The sequence below is a fragment of the Kordiimonas lipolytica genome (assembly GCF_001550065.1).
This window is the reverse complement of sequence record NZ_LRUB01000027.1, coordinates 42445-59553: the sequence shown is the minus strand read 5'-3', so window position 1 is coordinate 59553 and position 17109 is coordinate 42445. Positions and strand designations below refer to the sequence as shown.

Genomic DNA, 17109 nt, shown 5'->3' with positions numbered 1-17109 from the left:
GGAAATAGGGATGACTTTCTACCCTGCGCCAACGCTTATCGCCTAGTACTTGCGCCCCCACACAATTTGGCAGACACTGTCCCTTCCATAACAGGGGAGGGATTTATGGATAATCTGTTATCGAAGTTTGACCCATTCGCGGCCCCCTTGGGCCGCCTGTTCCTGTCGCTTATTTTTATCGGTGCCGGTTTCGCCAAGGTCGCAAGTGGCGGCGCGGGCATGACCGAATATATGGAAGCTGCCGGTGTGCCGGGCTTCCTTTTCTGGCCCGCCGCGCTTTTTGAATTGCTGGCGGGGATCGCGATCCTGATCGGCTTCAAGACGCGGCTTGTGGCCTTCTTGTTGGCGGGCTTCTGCCTTGTCACCGCCGTGATGTTCCATGCGGATTTCGCCGACCAAACCCAGCAGACCATGTTCCTGAAGAATCTGGCCATGGCAGGTGCATTCCTGTTCCTGATGCGCTTTGGCGGCGGTGAGTTCAGCCTGGACAACCGCGCAGCGTCGGGCGACAGCTGAGGCGTTATCACAGCCTTGTGCGGATAAATCCGCCTTGAGACACAACCGGTTCCCGCCTATATGTCGGGGACCGGTTTTTTGAAAAGGGCGCTTTATGCTCAAGGGTAAGAGAATACTGCTGATCATTGGCGGCGGGGTCGCGGCCTACAAGGCGCTTGACCTTGCGCGCCGCCTGATGGAGCGCGGCGCAAGCGTACGCGGTGTGCTGACCGCGGGCGGGCAGGAATTTATCACGCCGCTTTCGGTGGCATCCCTGACGGGTGATGAATGCTATACGGACCTCTTCTCGCTGAAGGACGAAGCCGAGATGGGGCATATCCGCCTTAGCCGCGAAGCTGACCTGATTTTGATCGCGCCCGCGACGGCTGATCTCATGAGCAAGATGGCAAACGGCATCGCCAATGACCTGGCCAGCACGATCCTTCTCGCGACAGACAAGCCTGTGATGATCGCACCCGCCATGAACGCCCAGATGTGGGACCATCCGGCGACCAAACGAAACCTTGAGACGCTTAGGGGCGACGGCATCCATGTGGTGCAGCCCGGCGACGGCATGCTGGCCTGCGGCGAAGTGGGGCCGGGGCGCCTCGCGGAAGTGATGGATATGGTCGCCGCGGTCGAAGACTTTTTCGGTGGCGACAACCTGTTGCTCAGCGGCAAGCACGCGGTCGTGACCGCCGGGCCGACCCATGAACCCATTGATCCCGTGCGCTATATCGCCAACCGGTCCTCGGGCCGTCAGGGCTTTGAGGTTGCGGCGGCGCTTTGCCGCCTTGGTGCCAATGTCACGCTTGTGGCAGGGCCATGCGCGCAGGAAACGCCCGCGGGCGTGACCCGCGTGGACGTGGAAACAGCACGTGAGATGGAAGCGGCCGTGACCGCAGCCCTTCCAGCAGATATCGCCGTGTGCGTTGCGGCGGTCGCGGACTGGCATGTGAAAAACGGCGGCGCGCAGAAGCTGAAGAAATCCAAGGACGGTACACCGTCGTTCGAGTTCGGCGAAAACCCAGACATCCTGAAGGGGCTTTCCGGCATGACCGAAGGCCGCCCGGCGCTGGTGGTGGGCTTCGCTGCTGAAACCGAAAAGGTGATCGAGCACGCCACAGAAAAACGCGCGCGCAAGGGCTGCGACCTGATCGTGGCGAATGATGTCTCGGCTGCGACCGGCATCATGGGCGGCGAGTATAACGAGATTCATCTGATCAGCGCGGCGGGTGCCGAAAGCTGGCCAAAAATGGAAAAAGGTGCGGTGGCCGACAGGCTCGCGCTCAAGATTGCAGAGATACTGAAGGGGTAACGCGAATGCGCGACAGTAAAGTGGTGATTGAGGTCAAAACGCTTGAGCACGGCAAAGGCTTGCCGCTGCCGAAATATGAGACTGAGCAATCCGCCGGGATGGACCTGTATGCCGCGCTGGCGGAAGGCGAAAGCATCACGCTCGGTGCGCTTGAGCGTGCCATGATCCCAACCGGCCTTGCCATGGCGCTGCCCGCGGGTTTTGAAGCGCAGGTGCGCCCACGCTCCGGCCTAGCCGCCAAGAACGGTGTGACGGTGCTGAACACGCCGGGCACCGTTGATGCCGACTATCGCGGCGAAGTGAAGGTGATTTTGGTGAACCTGTCGAACGAGCCTTTTACGATTGAGCGCGGCATGCGCATCGCCCAGATGATCATCGCCCCGGTCACGCAAGGCGCGTGGGCAGAGGTTGAGGAGCTGGATGAGACCGCGCGCGGCGCGGGCGGTTTCGGCTCAACAGGTGTGAAATAGAAAGTGGCATCCTTCTTCAAATGGCTGGCTGCAGCATTTGGGTTGAATGTTTTGATGACCACAATTTCGGTAATTATCAATGAGGAACTGTTTTCATTTGGGGCGCAGTATGACTATCTAGTGATCGGTGCGTTCCCAGCTATTTCTTCGGCTTCCATTTGGAAGAAGGACTATGTTGCTGCGCTTTTAAGCTTTGTCCCAAATGTATTTTTGTCATTTGGCCTGATTTTGGGCGAAGTCTGCATGTTTTATGGTCGATGCTTGTAAAGAACTGATGAAGAGGGATTCCTATGAAACGTAAAATCGCAGCACTGATTTTCCTGGGTTCCGGCCTCGCGGTTACAGGCGGCGCCGTGCTTTCGAGCAGTGGGCCCGAAGACGCCCCGGCGCTTGAGCTTTCGGACCATATGCGCGGTTTCCTGAAGCATGAGATGCTGATGCTGGCCAATGCGGGCCGCGGCATTGAGGCCGCGTTGGCGGTTGAAGACCATGCCCGCGTCAAGGAATTCGCGTCCCACATGGACAAGGCCTTCATCATGCAGAAGGAGGTCACCACGCTGGACCTTCGGGAGCTGGAAGCGGTCCTGGGTGAGGAGTTCGTCTCTCGCGACAAGGAATTTCACGCCATGGCCCGCGCGCTTGAGGCAGCAGCCAAGGCCGAAGACATCGTAGGCCAGCGCAAGATTTTTGATGACATGCTGCGCGCCTGTGCGGCCTGCCACCAGGATTACGCACCTGAAGCACCAGTGCTTGAGTAGACTTTCATGGATTTCACCGACGACCAGCTGGAGCGCTATTCGCGCCATATCATCCTCAAGGAAGTAGGCGGCGCGGGGCAGGTGGCTCTCCTGAATGCCAAGGTCCTTGTGGTGGGCGCGGGCGGCCTTGGGTCACCGCTCCTTCTCTATCTGGCGGCGGCGGGTGTTGGCACCATCGGCATCGTGGACGATGACGCGGTCGAGCTTTCGAACCTGCAGCGGCAGGTGATCCACACCACGCCCGATGTTGGCCGGTCCAAGGTCGAAAGCGCGGCCGAAAAAATTCGGGTGCTCAACCCCGATGTGACGGTGAATGTGCATCCCGAGCGCCTGACGCAGGCCAACGCGATCAGCATTATGGCCGACTATGACATCGTGGCCGACGGCACGGACAATTTCGGGACTCGGCACCTGATCAGCGACATGTGCGTGGCAATGGAAACCACGCTCGTCTCCGGCGCGCTGTCGTCCTACACGGGGCAGCTTGCCACCTTCAAACCGCATGCGGGGGAAGGCTTGCCGTGCTATCGCTGTTTCCTGCCGCACACGCCGCCGCCGAACAGCACCGGCACCTGTGCCGACCACGGCATTTTGGGTGCGGTCGCGGGTATGGTGGGCACCATGCAGGCGCTGGAGGTTTTGAAGGAGATCACCGGCGTGGGCGAAAGCCTTGCGGGCAAGATGCTGATCATGGATGCGCGCGATATGAGCATGCGCAAGGTTAACCTGCCGCAGGACCCCAATTGCAAGGCCTGCGCGAAGGGGAAAAGCTGATGGCGAAATCATCTGATCTAAAGCGGCCCATGACCCTGATGGTGATCAGCAACGACCCTGAGCGTATCCATATGGCGCTGATGATGGGCGCAACGGCATCCGCCATGGGCAGGCCCGTGACCTTCTTTTTCTCCAAATCCGCGACGCCGTTCCTGACGGCTGGCGGATGGGACAGCCTGAAGACACAGGCCGGTGCGACGGGACCTGAGATGGACGCGGCGCTGGAGGAAAAGGGCGTCGCCGACAGCAGCATCCTGATGGACGGCCTTGCAGCGCTTGATGCCCGCTTTCTGGTGTGCGAAGCCGCGCTCCGCGAACACGACATTGATGTCACGTCCTTGATCGCCCGCCCAGCGGTGGAGATCGCGGGCCTTGCCGAAATTATTGAAAAAGGCCAGGGCGGCGACTGGCTGACCTTCTGATTTAATCCCTGATTTTTGGCGATGCATGCCCAGGATTCTCTCGTATTGTATTTTTTATGTTACCATGGTACACGGGTAACAAAACAACATAAGGCGAAGGAATTGTCGATGAAAGTGGAACGCGTTCAAACTGGCGTACGCATGGAAAAGCGGCTGGTGAAGGTGCTCAAGGGTACGGCGGAATATCTGGATATATCGCTCGGCGACCTTCTCGAGGGCATCGTGCTGCATGCGTTTGATGGCAAGACCCCGCCTTTTTCCGATGAGACGCGCGCCAAGATTGCCGCGCTAAAAAAGGTCTATGACTGTGACCTTGACGCCAGCCACAGCCATAAGCTGACCGAACAATGAGGCAAAAGCCCGAGATCACGACGAAAGGATAGACGATGAATGACGAGGAATTTCTGAAAGCGTTTGAGGATGCAAGCCTTGACCCCAAACTGTTTGACCATAAGGCCCATATCCGCATGGGTTGGATCTATGTGATGCGCTACCCGCTCGCGGAGGCAATCGAGAAGTTCGGGCGTGCCCTTCGTGCCTATACGCGCGCCTTGGAGGCTGAAGCCAAATACCACGAGACCATCACCTGGTTTTATATGCTGCTGATCGCAGAGCGGCAGGCCGCCCATCCTGCGGCAACCTTTGCGGCCTTCCTTGGGAAGAACCGCGATCTGGTGGCGAAGCCGTCGATCCTGACTCGGTACTACCGCGCGGAAACGCTTGCGAGCGATCGGGCGCGGTACCATTATGTTTTGCCTGATGGGGCCATGGTGAAGGATGCCGCATGACCGACGATGAGCTGATTGAGGCCTTTGAAAGCCACCGTCTCACGCGAGAGGAATTCACCCACGAAGCCCACCTGCGGGTGGGCTGGATATATGCGACGCGGCTGCCGCTTGGCGAGGCGTGCGATACCATGGCGCGCGAACTGCTGGCATGGGATATCGCCTACGGCCTTGGGGACCGCTACCATGAAACGGTTACCTGGGCATTCATGTTCATTATCCATGAAAAGCAACTGGCGTGCGGGGCCAAGTCGTTTGATGAGTTTCTTGCCGCGAACCCTGACCTGATGCGGAAATCACCCCCGTTCCTTGCGGACTACTATAAGGACGAGACGCTGGGGAGCGATCTGGCGCGCAAGCATTTCCTGCTGCCGGACGCGGGGCATTAGGCGAGCGCGGCCTTTACTGCCGCCGCGCAGTGGATGGCAGTGGTATCCAGAAGTGGCACGTCTGTGTGGTCGTCCTTTATAAGCAGACCGATTTCGGTGCAGCCGAGGATGATGGCCTCGGCGCCTTGGCCGTGCAGGCTGTCGATGATCCGAAGATATGCCGCACGCGACGTATCCCTGATATCGCCCTGGCAGAGCTCGTCATAGATGATGTCATGCACAATCTGGCGGTCGGCAGCGTCTGGTGTGATCACCTCAATGCTGAACCTGTCGGCGATACGCCCGCGGTAGAAATCCTGCTCCATGGTGAAGCTGGTGCCCAGAAGCGCGAGCTTTTGGAATCCCTTTTCCCTCGCGGCCTCAGCTGTGGCGTCCGCGATATGCAGAAGCGGGATACCAGTGTGCGCCCGGATGGCTCCTTCCACCAGATGCATGGTGTTGGTGCAGATAAGCGTCATGTCCGCGCCCGCCGCCTCAAGCCCGGCGGCTGCCTTTCCAAGAAGGTCGCCAGCGGCGTCCCATGCGCCCTCGCGCTGCATGGTTGCGATCTCGTCAAAGTCGACACTGTGCAGCAGGACCTTTGCGCTATGCAGGCCACCAAGCGCGTCTTTGACGCCCTCATTCAACAGCCGGTAATAGGTGGCCGTGGATTCCCAGCTCATGCCGCCCAGAAGGCCGATGGTTTTCATGCTGATTGTTCCTTTATGGGGTGCTGGAGCGGCCAAATTTATGGATTGGCGGCCGCGCCCGTCGGCAGGGCATATTTGGTTTGCAGGCGTTCGAAGTGGGTGGCATGAACCATGGGGCTTGCTTGCCACAGCTGATCTGCCGCGCTTGGGTTCTTGTCAAAAAACTGGTGGCTGAAGGCAATGAAATAGTGATTGACCTTCAGGGGATCAGAGACCTTGATGATGCCGCCATAGTCGGATGCGTTCTGGCGCAAAAGGGTGTCTGCCGCAGCGCCGGGTGCGGCGACAGCCTGCAGGCGGTCATAGGCAAGCATATGCATAAGCCCTTCGGTAGTGCCTGCCTCAACAATGTTCAGGCCTTGGTCTTTCAACGCAGCGGTGATTGAATAACCAAGCGGTGCGCCGATCACGATATTTGGTTCCAGAATCTGGCGCCCGTCCCAATAGGGTGGTTTCCCGCGTTTCTGATAAAGATAATACCCGTTCAGCACGATCATGCGGCGGTTGTCCGGCTTGCCGTCCAGCATGGGATAAACCATGGATTCCTGCCGTTCCGGGCGGAAAGAGGCGATCACGCTATCGATCCTTCCAAGCTTCATCAGTGCCAGGCATCGCTTCCATGGGTATCGGGCAAAGGTGACATCAAGGCCTGCGTCTGCGGCGACCAGCTGCACCAGTTCCACAAGGATGCCCGGGTCTTTTTCAGGCACCGCTTCGGACGCGCCGGTGTAATTCGGGTACAGCTCAATGTCTTGATAGCAGAAGCTGAGAGGCTTTGCGCTGGCCTGGTCCTGCGCATGCGATATCGGTGATGCAATTCCTATCAGCACCAATAGGGCCACAACGGTCTGTAGAGACTTTATCCGCACGGTTCACCCAACCAATCTCAGCTCACGCCAAGCGTAATGGATAGTCGGTGCCGGGGCAAATGAAACTATGGAAACAGGATCAGGTCAGCCCGCGTCGGCGTTCCTGCTCATAGGTGCCAAGCACATTCACGCGCTTGGTGTGGAACCTGAGCTCCTCCATCGCGCGGTGGACATTTTCCATGCCTTCATGGCCTTCGATGTCTGCATAAAATTCGGTCGCAGTGAAGCTGTCCGATTCGTAATAGCTTTCCAGCTTGGTCATATTGACACTGTTGGTGGCGAAGCCGCCCAGTGCCTTATAAAGTGCCGCCGGGATGTTCCGCACTTCGAAGGTGAAGCTGGTCATCACCGGGCCGGACAGCTCTTCGGCCGAAAGCGGCTCACGCGAGAGCACCACAAACCGGGTGGTGTTGTGGCCTTCGTCCTGGAAGTTTTTCTGAATGATCTCAAGGCCGTAAACCTCGGCCGCCAGTTCGCTGGCGATGGCGCCGACGCTTTCGTCGCCCAGTTCCGCCACATGCTTTGCCGACCCGGCCGTGTCGGCAAAGGGCAGGCGCTCCAGCCCAAGCGCGCGGAGGTTCTTGCGGCATTGCCCAAGCGCCTGGACGTGGCTTTTCACGGTCTTCAGCATGGACGCATCCGTGCCTTTGACACCCAACAGACAGTGCCGGATGGTCTCGAAATGCTCGCCGATGATATAGAGGCCACTGCCAGGCAGCAGGATATGGATATCAGCCACCCGTCCGGCGGTAGAATTCTCAATCGGGATCATGGCAAGGCGCGCGCGCCCCTGCTGCACGGCGGCCAGGGCATCCTCGAAACTTGGTGTCGATAAGGGCTCCATGGTCGGAAATTTCGCCTGGCACGCCATATGGGAATAGGCCCCAAGTTCGCCCTGGAAGGCGATCAGGTTGTCTGTGTCCTGTGCTCTTTGGCTTGCCATAACGGAGATTTCTTTCTTGGCTGAATAAAAGTGTGCGGTTGAGATTAGTGCCAAGCTGGTTTGCGCGAGTCAATGCAGGAACGGCGCAAAGGCCTGATTCCTGCGGCTGATTCAGGTGGTGCGCCGCTTTGTCGCACGAAAAAGGTGCCAAAAAACGCGATTTTTTGGCCTAAGCTGGCAAAATCGTGCAAATGACGACTTGAATAAGATGCCCATCAGCGGCTATTGTCGCGCGCGAATTAGCCGGTCATCTATCTGTCAGGGGTAATGGACTGGCTGGGAGAGAATTTAAGCTTGCTCGCCTGCAAGGAGAAGAGCCTGTGTCATTAGAATCAAACAAAGTCTTTGCAGCTGTCCTTTCTGCGGCACTGCTGATCATGGTGATCACGACTGTTTCCGAAACCGTGTTCCACGAAGAAGAAACCAAACCAGCCTACACCATCGAAGTGGCGTCTGAGGAAGCAACCGACGCTGTTGTTGAAGAAGGTCCATCGCTGGCTGAGCTGCTGGCTGTTGCAGACGCTGGCAAAGGCGAGCGTCAGTTCGCTAAATGTAAAGCCTGCCACACGATTGGCAAAGGCGAAGGCGACCGCACTGGTCCGAACCTTTATGGTGTGATGGGCCGTCAGATCGGTGGTCATGCGGGCTTCGGCTATTCCAGCGCTCTTTCCGGTCAGGAAGGTACCTGGACTTGGGAACAGATGGATGCGTGGCTCATGAGCCCGAAAAACACTTTCGCAGGCACCAGCATGTCCTTCGCCGGTATCCGCAAGGAAGACCAGCGCGCTGACCTGATGGCGTACCTGAACAGCTTCTCTGACAGCCCACTGGAGCTGCCAGCTGTTGAAGCGGCTGAAGAAGCTGCGGGTGAAGCCATGGAAGCAGCAGAAACAGCTGGCGAATAAGCCAGCTTCAGCTGAACAGATTTCTAAGAGCGGCGATCCATCTGGGTCGCCGTTTTTGATTTTAAAGCCTTCTGAAGCCCAGGAAGGCGGGCCCGGTGCGGCCCTTGTCCGCCATTTCCTTTGCGACCCAGCCCTTCACGTCCTCAAGCGGATCGATGGTGACCATCATGTGGGTGGCGTTGGCATGCAGCAGATGCACGCCGTCGATCATGAAGCCCACGTGCCCGGGGAAGAAAGCCAGGTCCCCGCGCGCGGGTGTCTCTCCCACCTCAAGTGCGCGCCCGAGGCTTGCATATTGCGCGCCGCTGTCGCGGTGCACGCGGTATCCGGCGGCGGCAAGTGCTGTCTGCACCAGTCCGCTACAGTCGATACCCAGCTTGGACCGCCCACCCCACAGGTACGGCGAGCCGATGAAGCTTTCAGCGGTATCCACGGGGTCGGCCTTGCCGTGGCCCACAGGGGTGACGTGCTTATTGAAAATCCAGCCGCCCACATGCAGCTCCGAAAAACCGTTTTCCGATACCCCCGGCAGGCTGACGAATGCCCCCATGGGAAGCACAACCTCAGGCGCGGATTTCAGGTCCGGCTCGCGGTACACGTGCGACAGGGGCGCCGATATTCGGTGACTTGGCAGAACATCGAATTCGTCGACGGCACTATCTGGTACCCAGCCCATATAGCCGTCGATCAGGTTAACGATAAACCACCAGCCAGGCACTTCCGCCAGGATCTGCACTGGCTCGCTGTACAGTAGCTCATTTACGGTTTCAGCGCCTTGATCAGGCTCTGCCTTGACGGCCGCAATCGGTCGGGCGCCAAGTCCGTCGATAATGCTGCCCCCAAGGAGGCTCTTGCTGCTTTTCAGGAGGTCGTTGGGGTCATAGAGCGGCGGCAGGCCAAAGCCATGCAGCAGGTCACTCATAGCCGCCTTCTCCGTCGTCCACCTGTTTCTCGGCGGCGACAATGCGGTCGGATAGTTCGCTCAGATACACGGCGCCCTTGACGGTGCGCTGCACCAGCACATTGCGGCGGTCTTTTTCATCGCGCTTGCGTTTCAGGAACCCAAGCTGCCCTAATGTATCAAGCGCCCGGGTGATAACCGGCTTGGTCACATTCATTTTGGCAGCAAGCCCCCGGACGGTATGCGGGTCTTTGGTCATATAGACCGTCAACAGCAGCGTCATCTGCCTGAGCGTCAGGTCAGGGACGTCGGCGCGCACGACATCAAGATTGGCGGTGTGCCAAATTTTCAGCATCCGGGGATTTGTTTTTTCGGTCACAGGCTCGTTCCTCAGCCGGAATGATCAAAGGTGACACAGAACTTCAGCCCCTAAGGTGACCCGATTTTTGCTTATCCGTCAAGCGACAAGAAGTCTTTCATCGCTGTGTGCATGGCTCGGACGGCTTGTGCGTCGCCGCCTTTCGGGCGGCCAGGCTTGGGTTTTGGTACCCAGGCGAAAACATCCAGATGCACCCAGGGCGTGCCTTCTTCAACGAAGCGCTGCAGGTAGAGCGCCGCCGTGATGGAGCCCGCGAATCCGCCGCCGTCGGAGATATTGCTCATGTCGGCCACGTCGCTTCTCAGTGTTTCGTCATAGGGTGCCCAAAGGGGCATACGCCAGACAGGGTCGGTCAGTGTGCTTGCGGCGCGGTCGATGGCGGCCCAGAGGGTTTCATTGTTGGCATAGGTGGCCGGCAGGTCTGGCCCAAGCGCCACACGCGCCGCCCCGGTGAGAGTGGCGAAATCGACCAGAAGGTCGGGCTTGTCCTCGCACGCGAGTGCCAGCGCGTCACACAGCACCAGGCGGCCTTCAGCGTCAGTGTTGCCCACTTCAACCGAAATGCCCTTGCGGGTAGAAAGTACGTCGCCGGGACGGAAGGCATTGCCGTCCACGGCGTTTTCAACCGCCGGAATGAGCACGCGTAGCTGCACTTTTGTGTCCATGGACATGATCAGCCGCGCGAGCGCCAGCACATGGGCAGCCCCGCCCATGTCTTTCTTCATGAGGAGCATGCCGGCCGCGGGCTTCAGGTCGAGCCCGCCGGTGTCGAAGCACACGCCCTTGCCCACAAGGGTGACCTTCGGGCCTTTATCGCCCCACTGGAGGTCAATCAGGCGCGGCTCACGGCCCATGCCCGCTGCACGCCCGACGGCGTGAATGGCTGGGAAGTTCTCATCCAGCAGGTCTTCGCCCACGATGGTAGAGCAGGTGCCGCCAAATTCTTCCGCCAGCGCCTCTGCCACATCCTGCAGGTGGGCAGGCCCCATGTCTTCCGTTGGGGTGTTCACCAGATCGCGCGCCAGGCACACGGCTTCGGCCTCTTTGGCCACAGTCGCTGCATCGGTGCCTTCAGGCAGCACAAGCACGCGCCCACCTTCGGGTTTTTCGGTCAGGTAGCGATCGAACCGATACTGCGCCAGCGTCCAGCCCAGCGCCACTGTTTGGGCGTCTGCCGCGCCCAGGTCTTCAAGCCGGTATGCCCCTTTCGGAAGGGTTATAGCAGCGGTTGCAAGCGACCATACAGTCACGGCGCCGTCTGCCACACCCGCAAGCGCCAAACCGCCGCCTTCACCGGGTAACAACACACAGGTGTTGGCCTCGCCTTCAAACTCAACCTTTTCAGCCCAGGCCAACTGGTCTTTTGAAAGGCCGGATTGCCAGTCATCCGCGCGCACAAGGCGGAGCGGCGTGGCAGGCTTGGACGTGTCGGTCGTCAGGAATGCGGTGGTCATGGCAGTGTGTTTCCTTTGGGGCGCTTAAGCTTCTTTATCTTAAGCTTCTGAAACTTAGGCTTCTGGGGCGATGGTGACTTTCAGGCCGTCCATCGAGCCATCAACTTCAATCTGGCAGGACAGGCGGGACGCGCCTTCTTTATAATGCTCGCTGTCTTCCAGAAGATAATGCTCGTCATCTTCCATGGCAGGCAGTTGGCCGAAGTTCTCGCCGTCCACATAGACGTGGCAGGTGCAGCAGCTGCAGCAGCCGCCGCAGATAGCGGCCAGATCGTCGAAATCATTGTTGCGGATGTTTTCCATCAGCGACAGGCCTTCTTCGGCCTCGATATCGCGGGTTTGGCCGGCCAGGTTGGTCACAGAAACTTTTACCATCAGATCTTCCTATATTGTTCCGGTTTTTCCCGGGGCTGCGCGTGGAGCCTAGGGAAAGCGTTCGCTTTCATATAGCATTTTCCCGCCCGGATAAAAGCCATGATCTCAAGCTGGTGATCTGCACATACGCAGGACACGTAAATTTGATGCGTATCATCCCGGGAAGCCGGTGCTGCGACAATCCTTTCGCTTGACGGCTTGGCGTGCTTGGTGTGGTATCCCACAATTGATGGACGGGGGCGTCTAATAATTCGATTCCGATGCGGCATATTTGTGCCGGGCACGTCAGAGAGGTTTTTATGAAGCGGGTAGTTGAGGCTTTCCATGTTGCCAAGGGCAGCGAAAAGGCGGCTGGCCTTATCCAGGTCGCCCTGGTTGTCGCCGTTGTGGTGGGCACGGTTGCCATCACAAAGATTATCCGCATCACAGGTGATAATGGCCCCGGATATTCGGCAAGCCAGTCTGCCCTGGTGGTGGATGTGTTCCAGCCGCGGCCTACCGCTCATACGCCAAAGCTGGAGATCACGGGTGAAGTCTCAGCGCGTGCAGGTGTGGCGATCAGCCCCCAGGTGAGCGGCCGCGTGGTCAGCGTGAATAAGCAACTGGAACCCGGCGCGCTTGTTGGTGCGGGTGAGGTGCTGTTTGAAATTGAACGGCGCGATTATGAACTGGCGCTTGAGCAAGCCGAGGCCGAAGTCGCAGCCGCTGAGTCTGATCTGTTGCAGGCTCGCGCGAACGCGGAAAACTTCATCCGCGACTGGAAGCGCGTGTTCCCTGACAAGCCGGCGCCAGCACTGGTGGCCAAGGAACCCCAGGTGCGGGCGCTTGAAGCGCGTCTGAAGGCTGCGAAAGCGGCAGCCGCGAGAGCGGAGCTGAACTTGGCGCGCACGCGCTTCAGCGTTGGTTACCCGGCGCGGATTGTGGCCAGCAGCGTCGAGCGTGGCCAACTGGTGAACACTGGTATCAGCTATGGCAGCCTTTATGCCACAGACAGTCTGCGCATCACGGCAGGGATCGCGCCAAAGGACCTTTCGCGACTGGCGCTTGAAGTGGGTGACGTGGCGCATATCCGGGACGAGTTTGGTGCCGGCGCGGTTATCCCTGCGCCCGTTACCCAACTTGGCGGGGTGCTGGACAGCCGCACCCGCCTTCAGGACGTGATCATCGCGCTGCCCGCGAGCAGCAGCCTGGTACCCGGTACCTTCGCAACCGTTGAGCTTTCAGGCCATGAGCAGGCCAATATCTACACCTTGCCGATCAGCGCGCTGGCGACAGCGAACAGCGTTTGGCGCGTGAAGGATGGGAAGCTTGAGGACACGCCGGTCGATATCGTCGATATGGACAATGATCATGTGTATGTCCGTGCCTTCGATGTCGCCGATGGTGTCGTAATTTCTGAAGTGCCCACCAGCTTCGTGTCGCGCGCTGTGACCATCCGCAAGTCTATCCGTGCCGAGGCGACTGCAGGGGATGCGTCATGAGCGAAAAGCGCATCGAGGCTTCAGGTATTCTTGGGCTTGTCGCCCGGTTCCTTGAAAACCCGGTGATGACCAACCTTTTGATGGTGTTCCTTATCATCGGCGGATTGATGACGGCTGTGACCATGCGGTCCGAGGTGTTCCCGACCGTTGATGTTGGCACCATTTCCGTGGCTGTGCAGTATCCCGGTGCGACGCCTCTGGAAGTGGAAGACAGCATCACCCGGCGGATCGAAGAAGCGGTTCTGGGCGTGAACGGCGTGGAACGTGTGCGCTCCTATGCTTACGAGAACCGCGGCGCGCTGACGCTGGAACTTGAAGATTTTGTCGATGCCTACCGGGTGAAGGATGAGGTTGAGGCGGCGATCGACAGCCTTGTGGATTTCCCGCCCGGCAATGCCGAACAACCCATTGTTACCGTGACCCAGTCGCTGTCGAACGTGCTGACGCTGGTGCTGGTGGGCCAGGTTGGTGAAAGAGAGATGCGCGCGACAGCTGAGCTTCTGGAACGGGACCTGCTGGCGCTTGATGCCGTTTCCGCCATCACGATCCGGGGTGCGCGCGCCAAGGAAATCTCTATCGAGCTTTCGGAAGATACGCTCAGGAAATATGACCTCACCTTCAAGGAAGTGGCAGACGCGATCCGCAATTCCTCGATTGAACTCTCTGGCGGAGCCATCAAATCGGGTGATGGGGAAGTCCTCTTGCGCACGGATGCCAAGGCGCGGGTGGGCGACGAATTCGAACGCATCATGATCCGCTCATCCAGTTCCGGTGACATTGTGCGCCTGAGCGACATCGCCACCGTGACCGACGGCTTCGCCGATGAGCCGCTGATCAATGAATATAACGGTTCACCCGCGATCTTTCTTGATGTCCTGAGAAACGAAAGCGCTGATATCCTGGATGTGAAGGAAAAGGTGGTCTCCTATGTGGATACCGTTCCGCTTGAGGAAGGCCTTGAGGTGCTGGTGTTCCGGGATCAGACGGAAATCCTCGCGGACCGGATCAGCTTGCTGACGAGCAACGCGCTTCTTGGCTTTGCGCTTGTTTTCCTGCTTCTTGTGGCCACCCTTGATTTCAAGCTGGCTTTCTGGGTGGCGATGGGCATCCCCATCAGCTTCCTTGGCGGCTTCCTGATTTTCGGCAGTATCGGTATCACGCTCAATATGGTGACGCTGTTCGCGCTTATCGTCGTGATCGGTATCGTGGTGGATGACGCCATCGTGGTGGGCGAAAATATCTATGCCGAACAACAGCACGGTTTCCATGAAAGCCGCGCCGCCTTTGAGGGTGTGAAAAATATCTATGCGCCGGTACTTGTGGGCGTGCTCACCACCATGGCGGCCTTCGCGCCGCTTTTGTTCCAGACAGGGACCTTCGCCAAGATTACGCGGCCCATACCCGTGGCGGTGATCGCGATCCTGGCAGTGTCTTTGATTGAAGCCTTCTTCATTCTGCCGATGCACCTCCGGCACGAGAACCGCTGGTCTAAGGGCCTTCTTCGCACCATCCAGCAGAAGGTGGCGCGGGGGCTTGATGCCTTCGCCATCGGCCCCTTGCAGCGCTTGATCGTGCGCGCAAGCCAGTACCGCTACGTAACCGTTGCGGCGACCATCTCGCTGATGATGGTCGGATTTTCACTGGTGGGCGCGGGCATTGTGCGGGTTGTCTTCTTCCCCAACATCGAGGGTACGGAAATCTCTGCCAGACTGGCGCTGCCGAACGGCGCACCGTTTGAAGCCACCGTGGGCGCGATGGATCAGCTGCAGGCGGCACTTGATAAAGTGGCGGCAGAGATCAAAGCCGAATCGGGCGAGACGGTGATCAACGCCACGTCCGTGACCATAGGCGCGCGCTATAACCAGGCCACGGGGCCTGGCAGCTTTTCAAGCGCGCTGACAGCCAGCCATTTGGGGCAGATGTCTGTTGAACTGGTGCCGACCGATGCCCGTAGCTATAGCGCTCGCGAAATTGGGCGACGCTGGGAACAGGCGGTGGGCCAAATTCCCGGTGCCGAAACGCTTTCTTTTGCTTCCACCATCGGGCCGCAAAGCGTCGATGTGGGCTATGAGCTCGCGCACGACGACCAACACGAACTTGAAGCCGCGGCTGGTGACCTTGCAGACCAGCTGGCGCTCATTGGCGGTGTCAGCCAGATTGACGCCGGGCTTGATCTTGGCAAGCGCCAGTTCGAATTTACCCTGACGGACCTTGGGCTCGCGTCCGGTGTCAAACCGACAGACCTCGCGCGCCAGCTCAGGCAGGCCTATTTCGGTGAGGAAGTACAGCGCATCCAGCGCGGGCGCGAGGAAGTGAAGGTTTATGTGCGGTACCCGGCAGAAATGCGCCACAGCCTTGAGAATTTGCAGGATGTCCGTATCCGGTTGCCGGACGGAAGCGGTGTGCCGCTGGCGCTTGTGGCGGATATTGGTGAAGGCCGCAGCCCCACCTCGATTGAGCGGGTGAACGGCCGCCGGGTGCTCACGGTAACAGCCGATGTGGATGAAGCCATCACAACGCCCAATGTGGTCAATGATATGATTCAGGCTGAAATCCTGCCTGGGCTGATGGAAAAGCACCCGGGCCTTCGCTGGCAGCTTGAAGGCGGCTCGCGCGAACAGAGCGAAGACTTCGCGTCGCTCTTCCGGGGCTTCATGCTGGCAGTGATCATCATCTATGCGCTGGTGGCTACCCAGCTCAAAAGCTATATCCAGCCGGCGATCATTCTGGTGTCTATCCCGCTTGGGATTGCCGGAGCCATTTATGGCCACATGACACTGGGGTTTGACCTTTCGTTCGTGTCGCTTTTTGGTGTCGTGGCGCTTGCGGGCGTGGTGGTGAACGCTTCTGTCGTGCTGATTGACCGCTATAATCTTGAACTGCAGGAGCCGGGTGCGACCGCGCTTGATGCTGCTGTGCGTGCCACGCTCAGGCGTTTCCGCCCGATCGCGCTGACAACCATCACAACGGCGCTCGGGCTTTTGCCGATTATTTCGGAAACAAGCCCACAGGCGCGGTTCCTGATTCCGATGGCGGTCAGCCTGGCGACAGGGCTTGTTTTCTCAAGCTTCGTGATGCTGTTCGCTCTGCCTGCGCTCATTCTGGTGATTGAGGATATCCGCGGCTTCTTCTCGCACGAGCACCGTATGATGGCGAAAGGGCTGGACCCCTCTGGCGAGGCTCCTGAACAGGCCAAGTGATGCCTCGGTAAGGGCGCGGCAAAGTGTCCACTTGGATTGAAATGACTTGAATAGTCGGCGGCCATGGGGTACCGGACGGCCAATTGGAAACGTCCGGGAACGCCTTTGATGCTGCGTAAATTCAGGAAAGACGGTGCTGCATGGGATATCGCGCTTGTCGCGGTGCTTCTGAACGTCTTCCTGCAGCTTGGCTGTTGCATGGCGCCGGCCTCTGCCGCAGACGGCCTTTCCCTTTCCGATCCTTTAAGCTGGTGCAGCATCGACAAAACCGATGCCTCGGCGTCAAGTCAGGCGGATAGCGGCGAAAGCCATACTGCTGACTGCAGCGACTGTCGCCAGTGTACCGGCCAGCCTGCCGTCATGGCGGCTGATCTGGACCGTGTCGTCCTTGTGGCTGTGCCGAACGATCCCGTTACCATTACCCCTGTCATTGCCCCCACGCGCAGCCTTGTGGTGGTGCCTTATGAAGGCAGGGGACCGCCAACCACACTCCGCACTTAAA

At 58.9% G+C, this 17109-nt stretch carries 21 protein-coding genes; 14 read left to right on the top strand and 7 right to left on the bottom strand.

Going from position 1 to position 17109, the window contains the following annotated elements; translation table 11 throughout:
- The first annotated feature begins 105 nt into the window (after positions 1 to 105).
- From KORM41_RS13340 to KORM41_RS13295, 10 genes are all read left to right on the top strand, one after another.
- The gene (locus tag KORM41_RS13340; protein ID WP_068148886.1) at positions 106 to 516 is read left to right on the top strand and encodes a DoxX family protein; all 411 of its coding nucleotides are present in this window, start codon (positions 106 to 108) and stop codon (positions 514 to 516) included.
- Between the two features lie 94 nt (positions 517 to 610).
- Entirely contained in the window at positions 611 to 1813 is a 1203-nt protein-coding gene (gene coaBC / locus KORM41_RS13335) for a bifunctional phosphopantothenoylcysteine decarboxylase/phosphopantothenate--cysteine ligase CoaBC (RefSeq protein WP_068148883.1), read from the top strand.
- Between the two features lie 5 nt (positions 1814 to 1818).
- Positions 1819 to 2283, top strand: a complete 465-nt coding sequence (dut, locus tag KORM41_RS13330) for a dUTP diphosphatase (protein ID WP_068148880.1) — start codon at positions 1819 to 1821, stop codon at positions 2281 to 2283.
- Positions 2284 to 2286: 3 nt separating this feature from the next.
- Positions 2287 to 2550 carry a hypothetical protein gene (locus KORM41_RS13325; protein ID WP_068148877.1) on the top strand — a complete coding sequence of 88 codons (264 nt, stop codon included), beginning with the start codon at positions 2287 to 2289 and terminating at the stop codon, positions 2548 to 2550.
- Between the two features lie 23 nt (positions 2551 to 2573).
- A complete protein-coding gene (locus tag KORM41_RS13320; RefSeq protein ID WP_068148873.1) occupies positions 2574 to 3041 on the top strand; it encodes a cytochrome c in 468 nt (155 codons plus the stop codon).
- Positions 3042 to 3047: 6 nt separating this feature from the next.
- Positions 3048 to 3815: a HesA/MoeB/ThiF family protein gene (locus KORM41_RS13315; RefSeq protein ID WP_068148870.1), complete on the top strand. Its 768-nt coding sequence runs from the start codon at positions 3048 to 3050 to the stop codon at positions 3813 to 3815.
- Complete coding sequence (locus KORM41_RS13310) at positions 3815 to 4237, top strand: DsrE family protein (protein WP_068148867.1); 423 nt, start codon at positions 3815 to 3817, stop codon at positions 4235 to 4237. Before KORM41_RS13315 ends, KORM41_RS13310 begins: the two co-directional genes overlap by 1 nt.
- Positions 4238 to 4345: 108 nt before the next feature.
- Positions 4346 to 4588, top strand: a complete 243-nt coding sequence (locus tag KORM41_RS13305) for a hypothetical protein (protein WP_068148865.1) — start codon at positions 4346 to 4348, stop codon at positions 4586 to 4588.
- Positions 4589 to 4623: 35 nt separating this feature from the next.
- Entirely contained in the window at positions 4624 to 5025 is a 402-nt protein-coding gene (locus KORM41_RS13300; RefSeq protein WP_068148862.1) for a hypothetical protein, read from the top strand.
- Entirely contained in the window at positions 5022 to 5411 is a 390-nt protein-coding gene (locus KORM41_RS13295; RefSeq protein ID WP_068148860.1) for a hypothetical protein, read from the top strand. The genes KORM41_RS13300 and KORM41_RS13295 overlap by 4 nt, the downstream gene beginning before the upstream one ends.
- Here KORM41_RS13295 and KORM41_RS13290 read toward each other — a convergent pair.
- The 3 genes from KORM41_RS13290 to KORM41_RS13280 form a co-directional block, all read right to left on the bottom strand.
- Positions 5408 to 6100 carry an aspartate/glutamate racemase family protein gene (locus KORM41_RS13290; protein WP_068148857.1) on the bottom strand — a complete coding sequence of 231 codons (693 nt, stop codon included), beginning with the start codon at positions 6098 to 6100 and terminating at the stop codon, positions 5408 to 5410. The two genes, KORM41_RS13295 and KORM41_RS13290, sit on opposite strands and share 4 nt — an antisense overlap.
- A 38-nt stretch (positions 6101 to 6138) precedes the next feature.
- A complete protein-coding gene (locus KORM41_RS13285) occupies positions 6139 to 6969 on the bottom strand; it encodes a substrate-binding periplasmic protein (protein WP_082719925.1) in 831 nt (276 codons plus the stop codon).
- Positions 6970 to 7048: 79 nt separating this feature from the next.
- Complete coding sequence (locus tag KORM41_RS13280; protein WP_068148851.1) at positions 7049 to 7912, bottom strand: prephenate dehydratase; 864 nt, start codon at positions 7910 to 7912, stop codon at positions 7049 to 7051.
- 320 nt (positions 7913 to 8232) lie between these two features.
- On the opposite strand from KORM41_RS13280, the gene KORM41_RS13275 reads away from it, so the two are divergent.
- Complete coding sequence (locus KORM41_RS13275; RefSeq protein WP_068148847.1) at positions 8233 to 8817, top strand: c-type cytochrome; 585 nt, start codon at positions 8233 to 8235, stop codon at positions 8815 to 8817.
- Between the two features lie 61 nt (positions 8818 to 8878).
- On the opposite strand, the gene KORM41_RS13270 is transcribed toward KORM41_RS13275, so the two are convergent.
- From KORM41_RS13270 to KORM41_RS13255, 4 genes are all read right to left on the bottom strand, one after another.
- Positions 8879 to 9739 carry a C40 family peptidase gene (locus tag KORM41_RS13270; RefSeq protein ID WP_068148844.1) on the bottom strand — a complete coding sequence of 287 codons (861 nt, stop codon included), beginning with the start codon at positions 9737 to 9739 and terminating at the stop codon, positions 8879 to 8881.
- Positions 9732 to 10073, bottom strand: a complete 342-nt coding sequence (locus tag KORM41_RS13265) for a MarR family transcriptional regulator (protein WP_068149142.1) — start codon at positions 10071 to 10073, stop codon at positions 9732 to 9734. The genes KORM41_RS13270 and KORM41_RS13265 overlap by 8 nt, the downstream gene beginning before the upstream one ends.
- 95 nt (positions 10074 to 10168) lie before the next feature.
- A complete protein-coding gene (locus tag KORM41_RS13260; protein ID WP_068148838.1) occupies positions 10169 to 11551 on the bottom strand; it encodes a leucyl aminopeptidase family protein in 1383 nt (460 codons plus the stop codon).
- Positions 11552 to 11605: 54 nt separating this feature from the next.
- Positions 11606 to 11926, bottom strand: a complete 321-nt coding sequence (locus KORM41_RS13255) for a 2Fe-2S iron-sulfur cluster-binding protein (protein WP_068148834.1) — start codon at positions 11924 to 11926, stop codon at positions 11606 to 11608.
- Between the two features lie 299 nt (positions 11927 to 12225).
- On the opposite strand from KORM41_RS13255, the gene KORM41_RS13250 reads away from it, so the two are divergent.
- The 3 genes from KORM41_RS13250 (at position 12226) to KORM41_RS13240 (ending at position 17108) form a co-directional block, all read left to right on the top strand.
- The gene (locus KORM41_RS13250; protein WP_068148830.1) at positions 12226 to 13407 is read left to right on the top strand and encodes an efflux RND transporter periplasmic adaptor subunit; all 1182 of its coding nucleotides are present in this window, start codon (positions 12226 to 12228) and stop codon (positions 13405 to 13407) included.
- A complete protein-coding gene (locus KORM41_RS13245; RefSeq protein ID WP_082719923.1) occupies positions 13404 to 16607 on the top strand; it encodes an efflux RND transporter permease subunit in 3204 nt (1067 codons plus the stop codon). The genes KORM41_RS13250 and KORM41_RS13245 overlap by 4 nt, the downstream gene beginning before the upstream one ends.
- Positions 16608 to 16715: 108 nt before the next feature.
- The gene (locus tag KORM41_RS13240) at positions 16716 to 17108 is read left to right on the top strand and encodes a DUF2946 family protein (protein WP_068148827.1); all 393 of its coding nucleotides are present in this window, start codon (positions 16716 to 16718) and stop codon (positions 17106 to 17108) included.
- Position 17109: the final 1 nt, after the last annotated feature.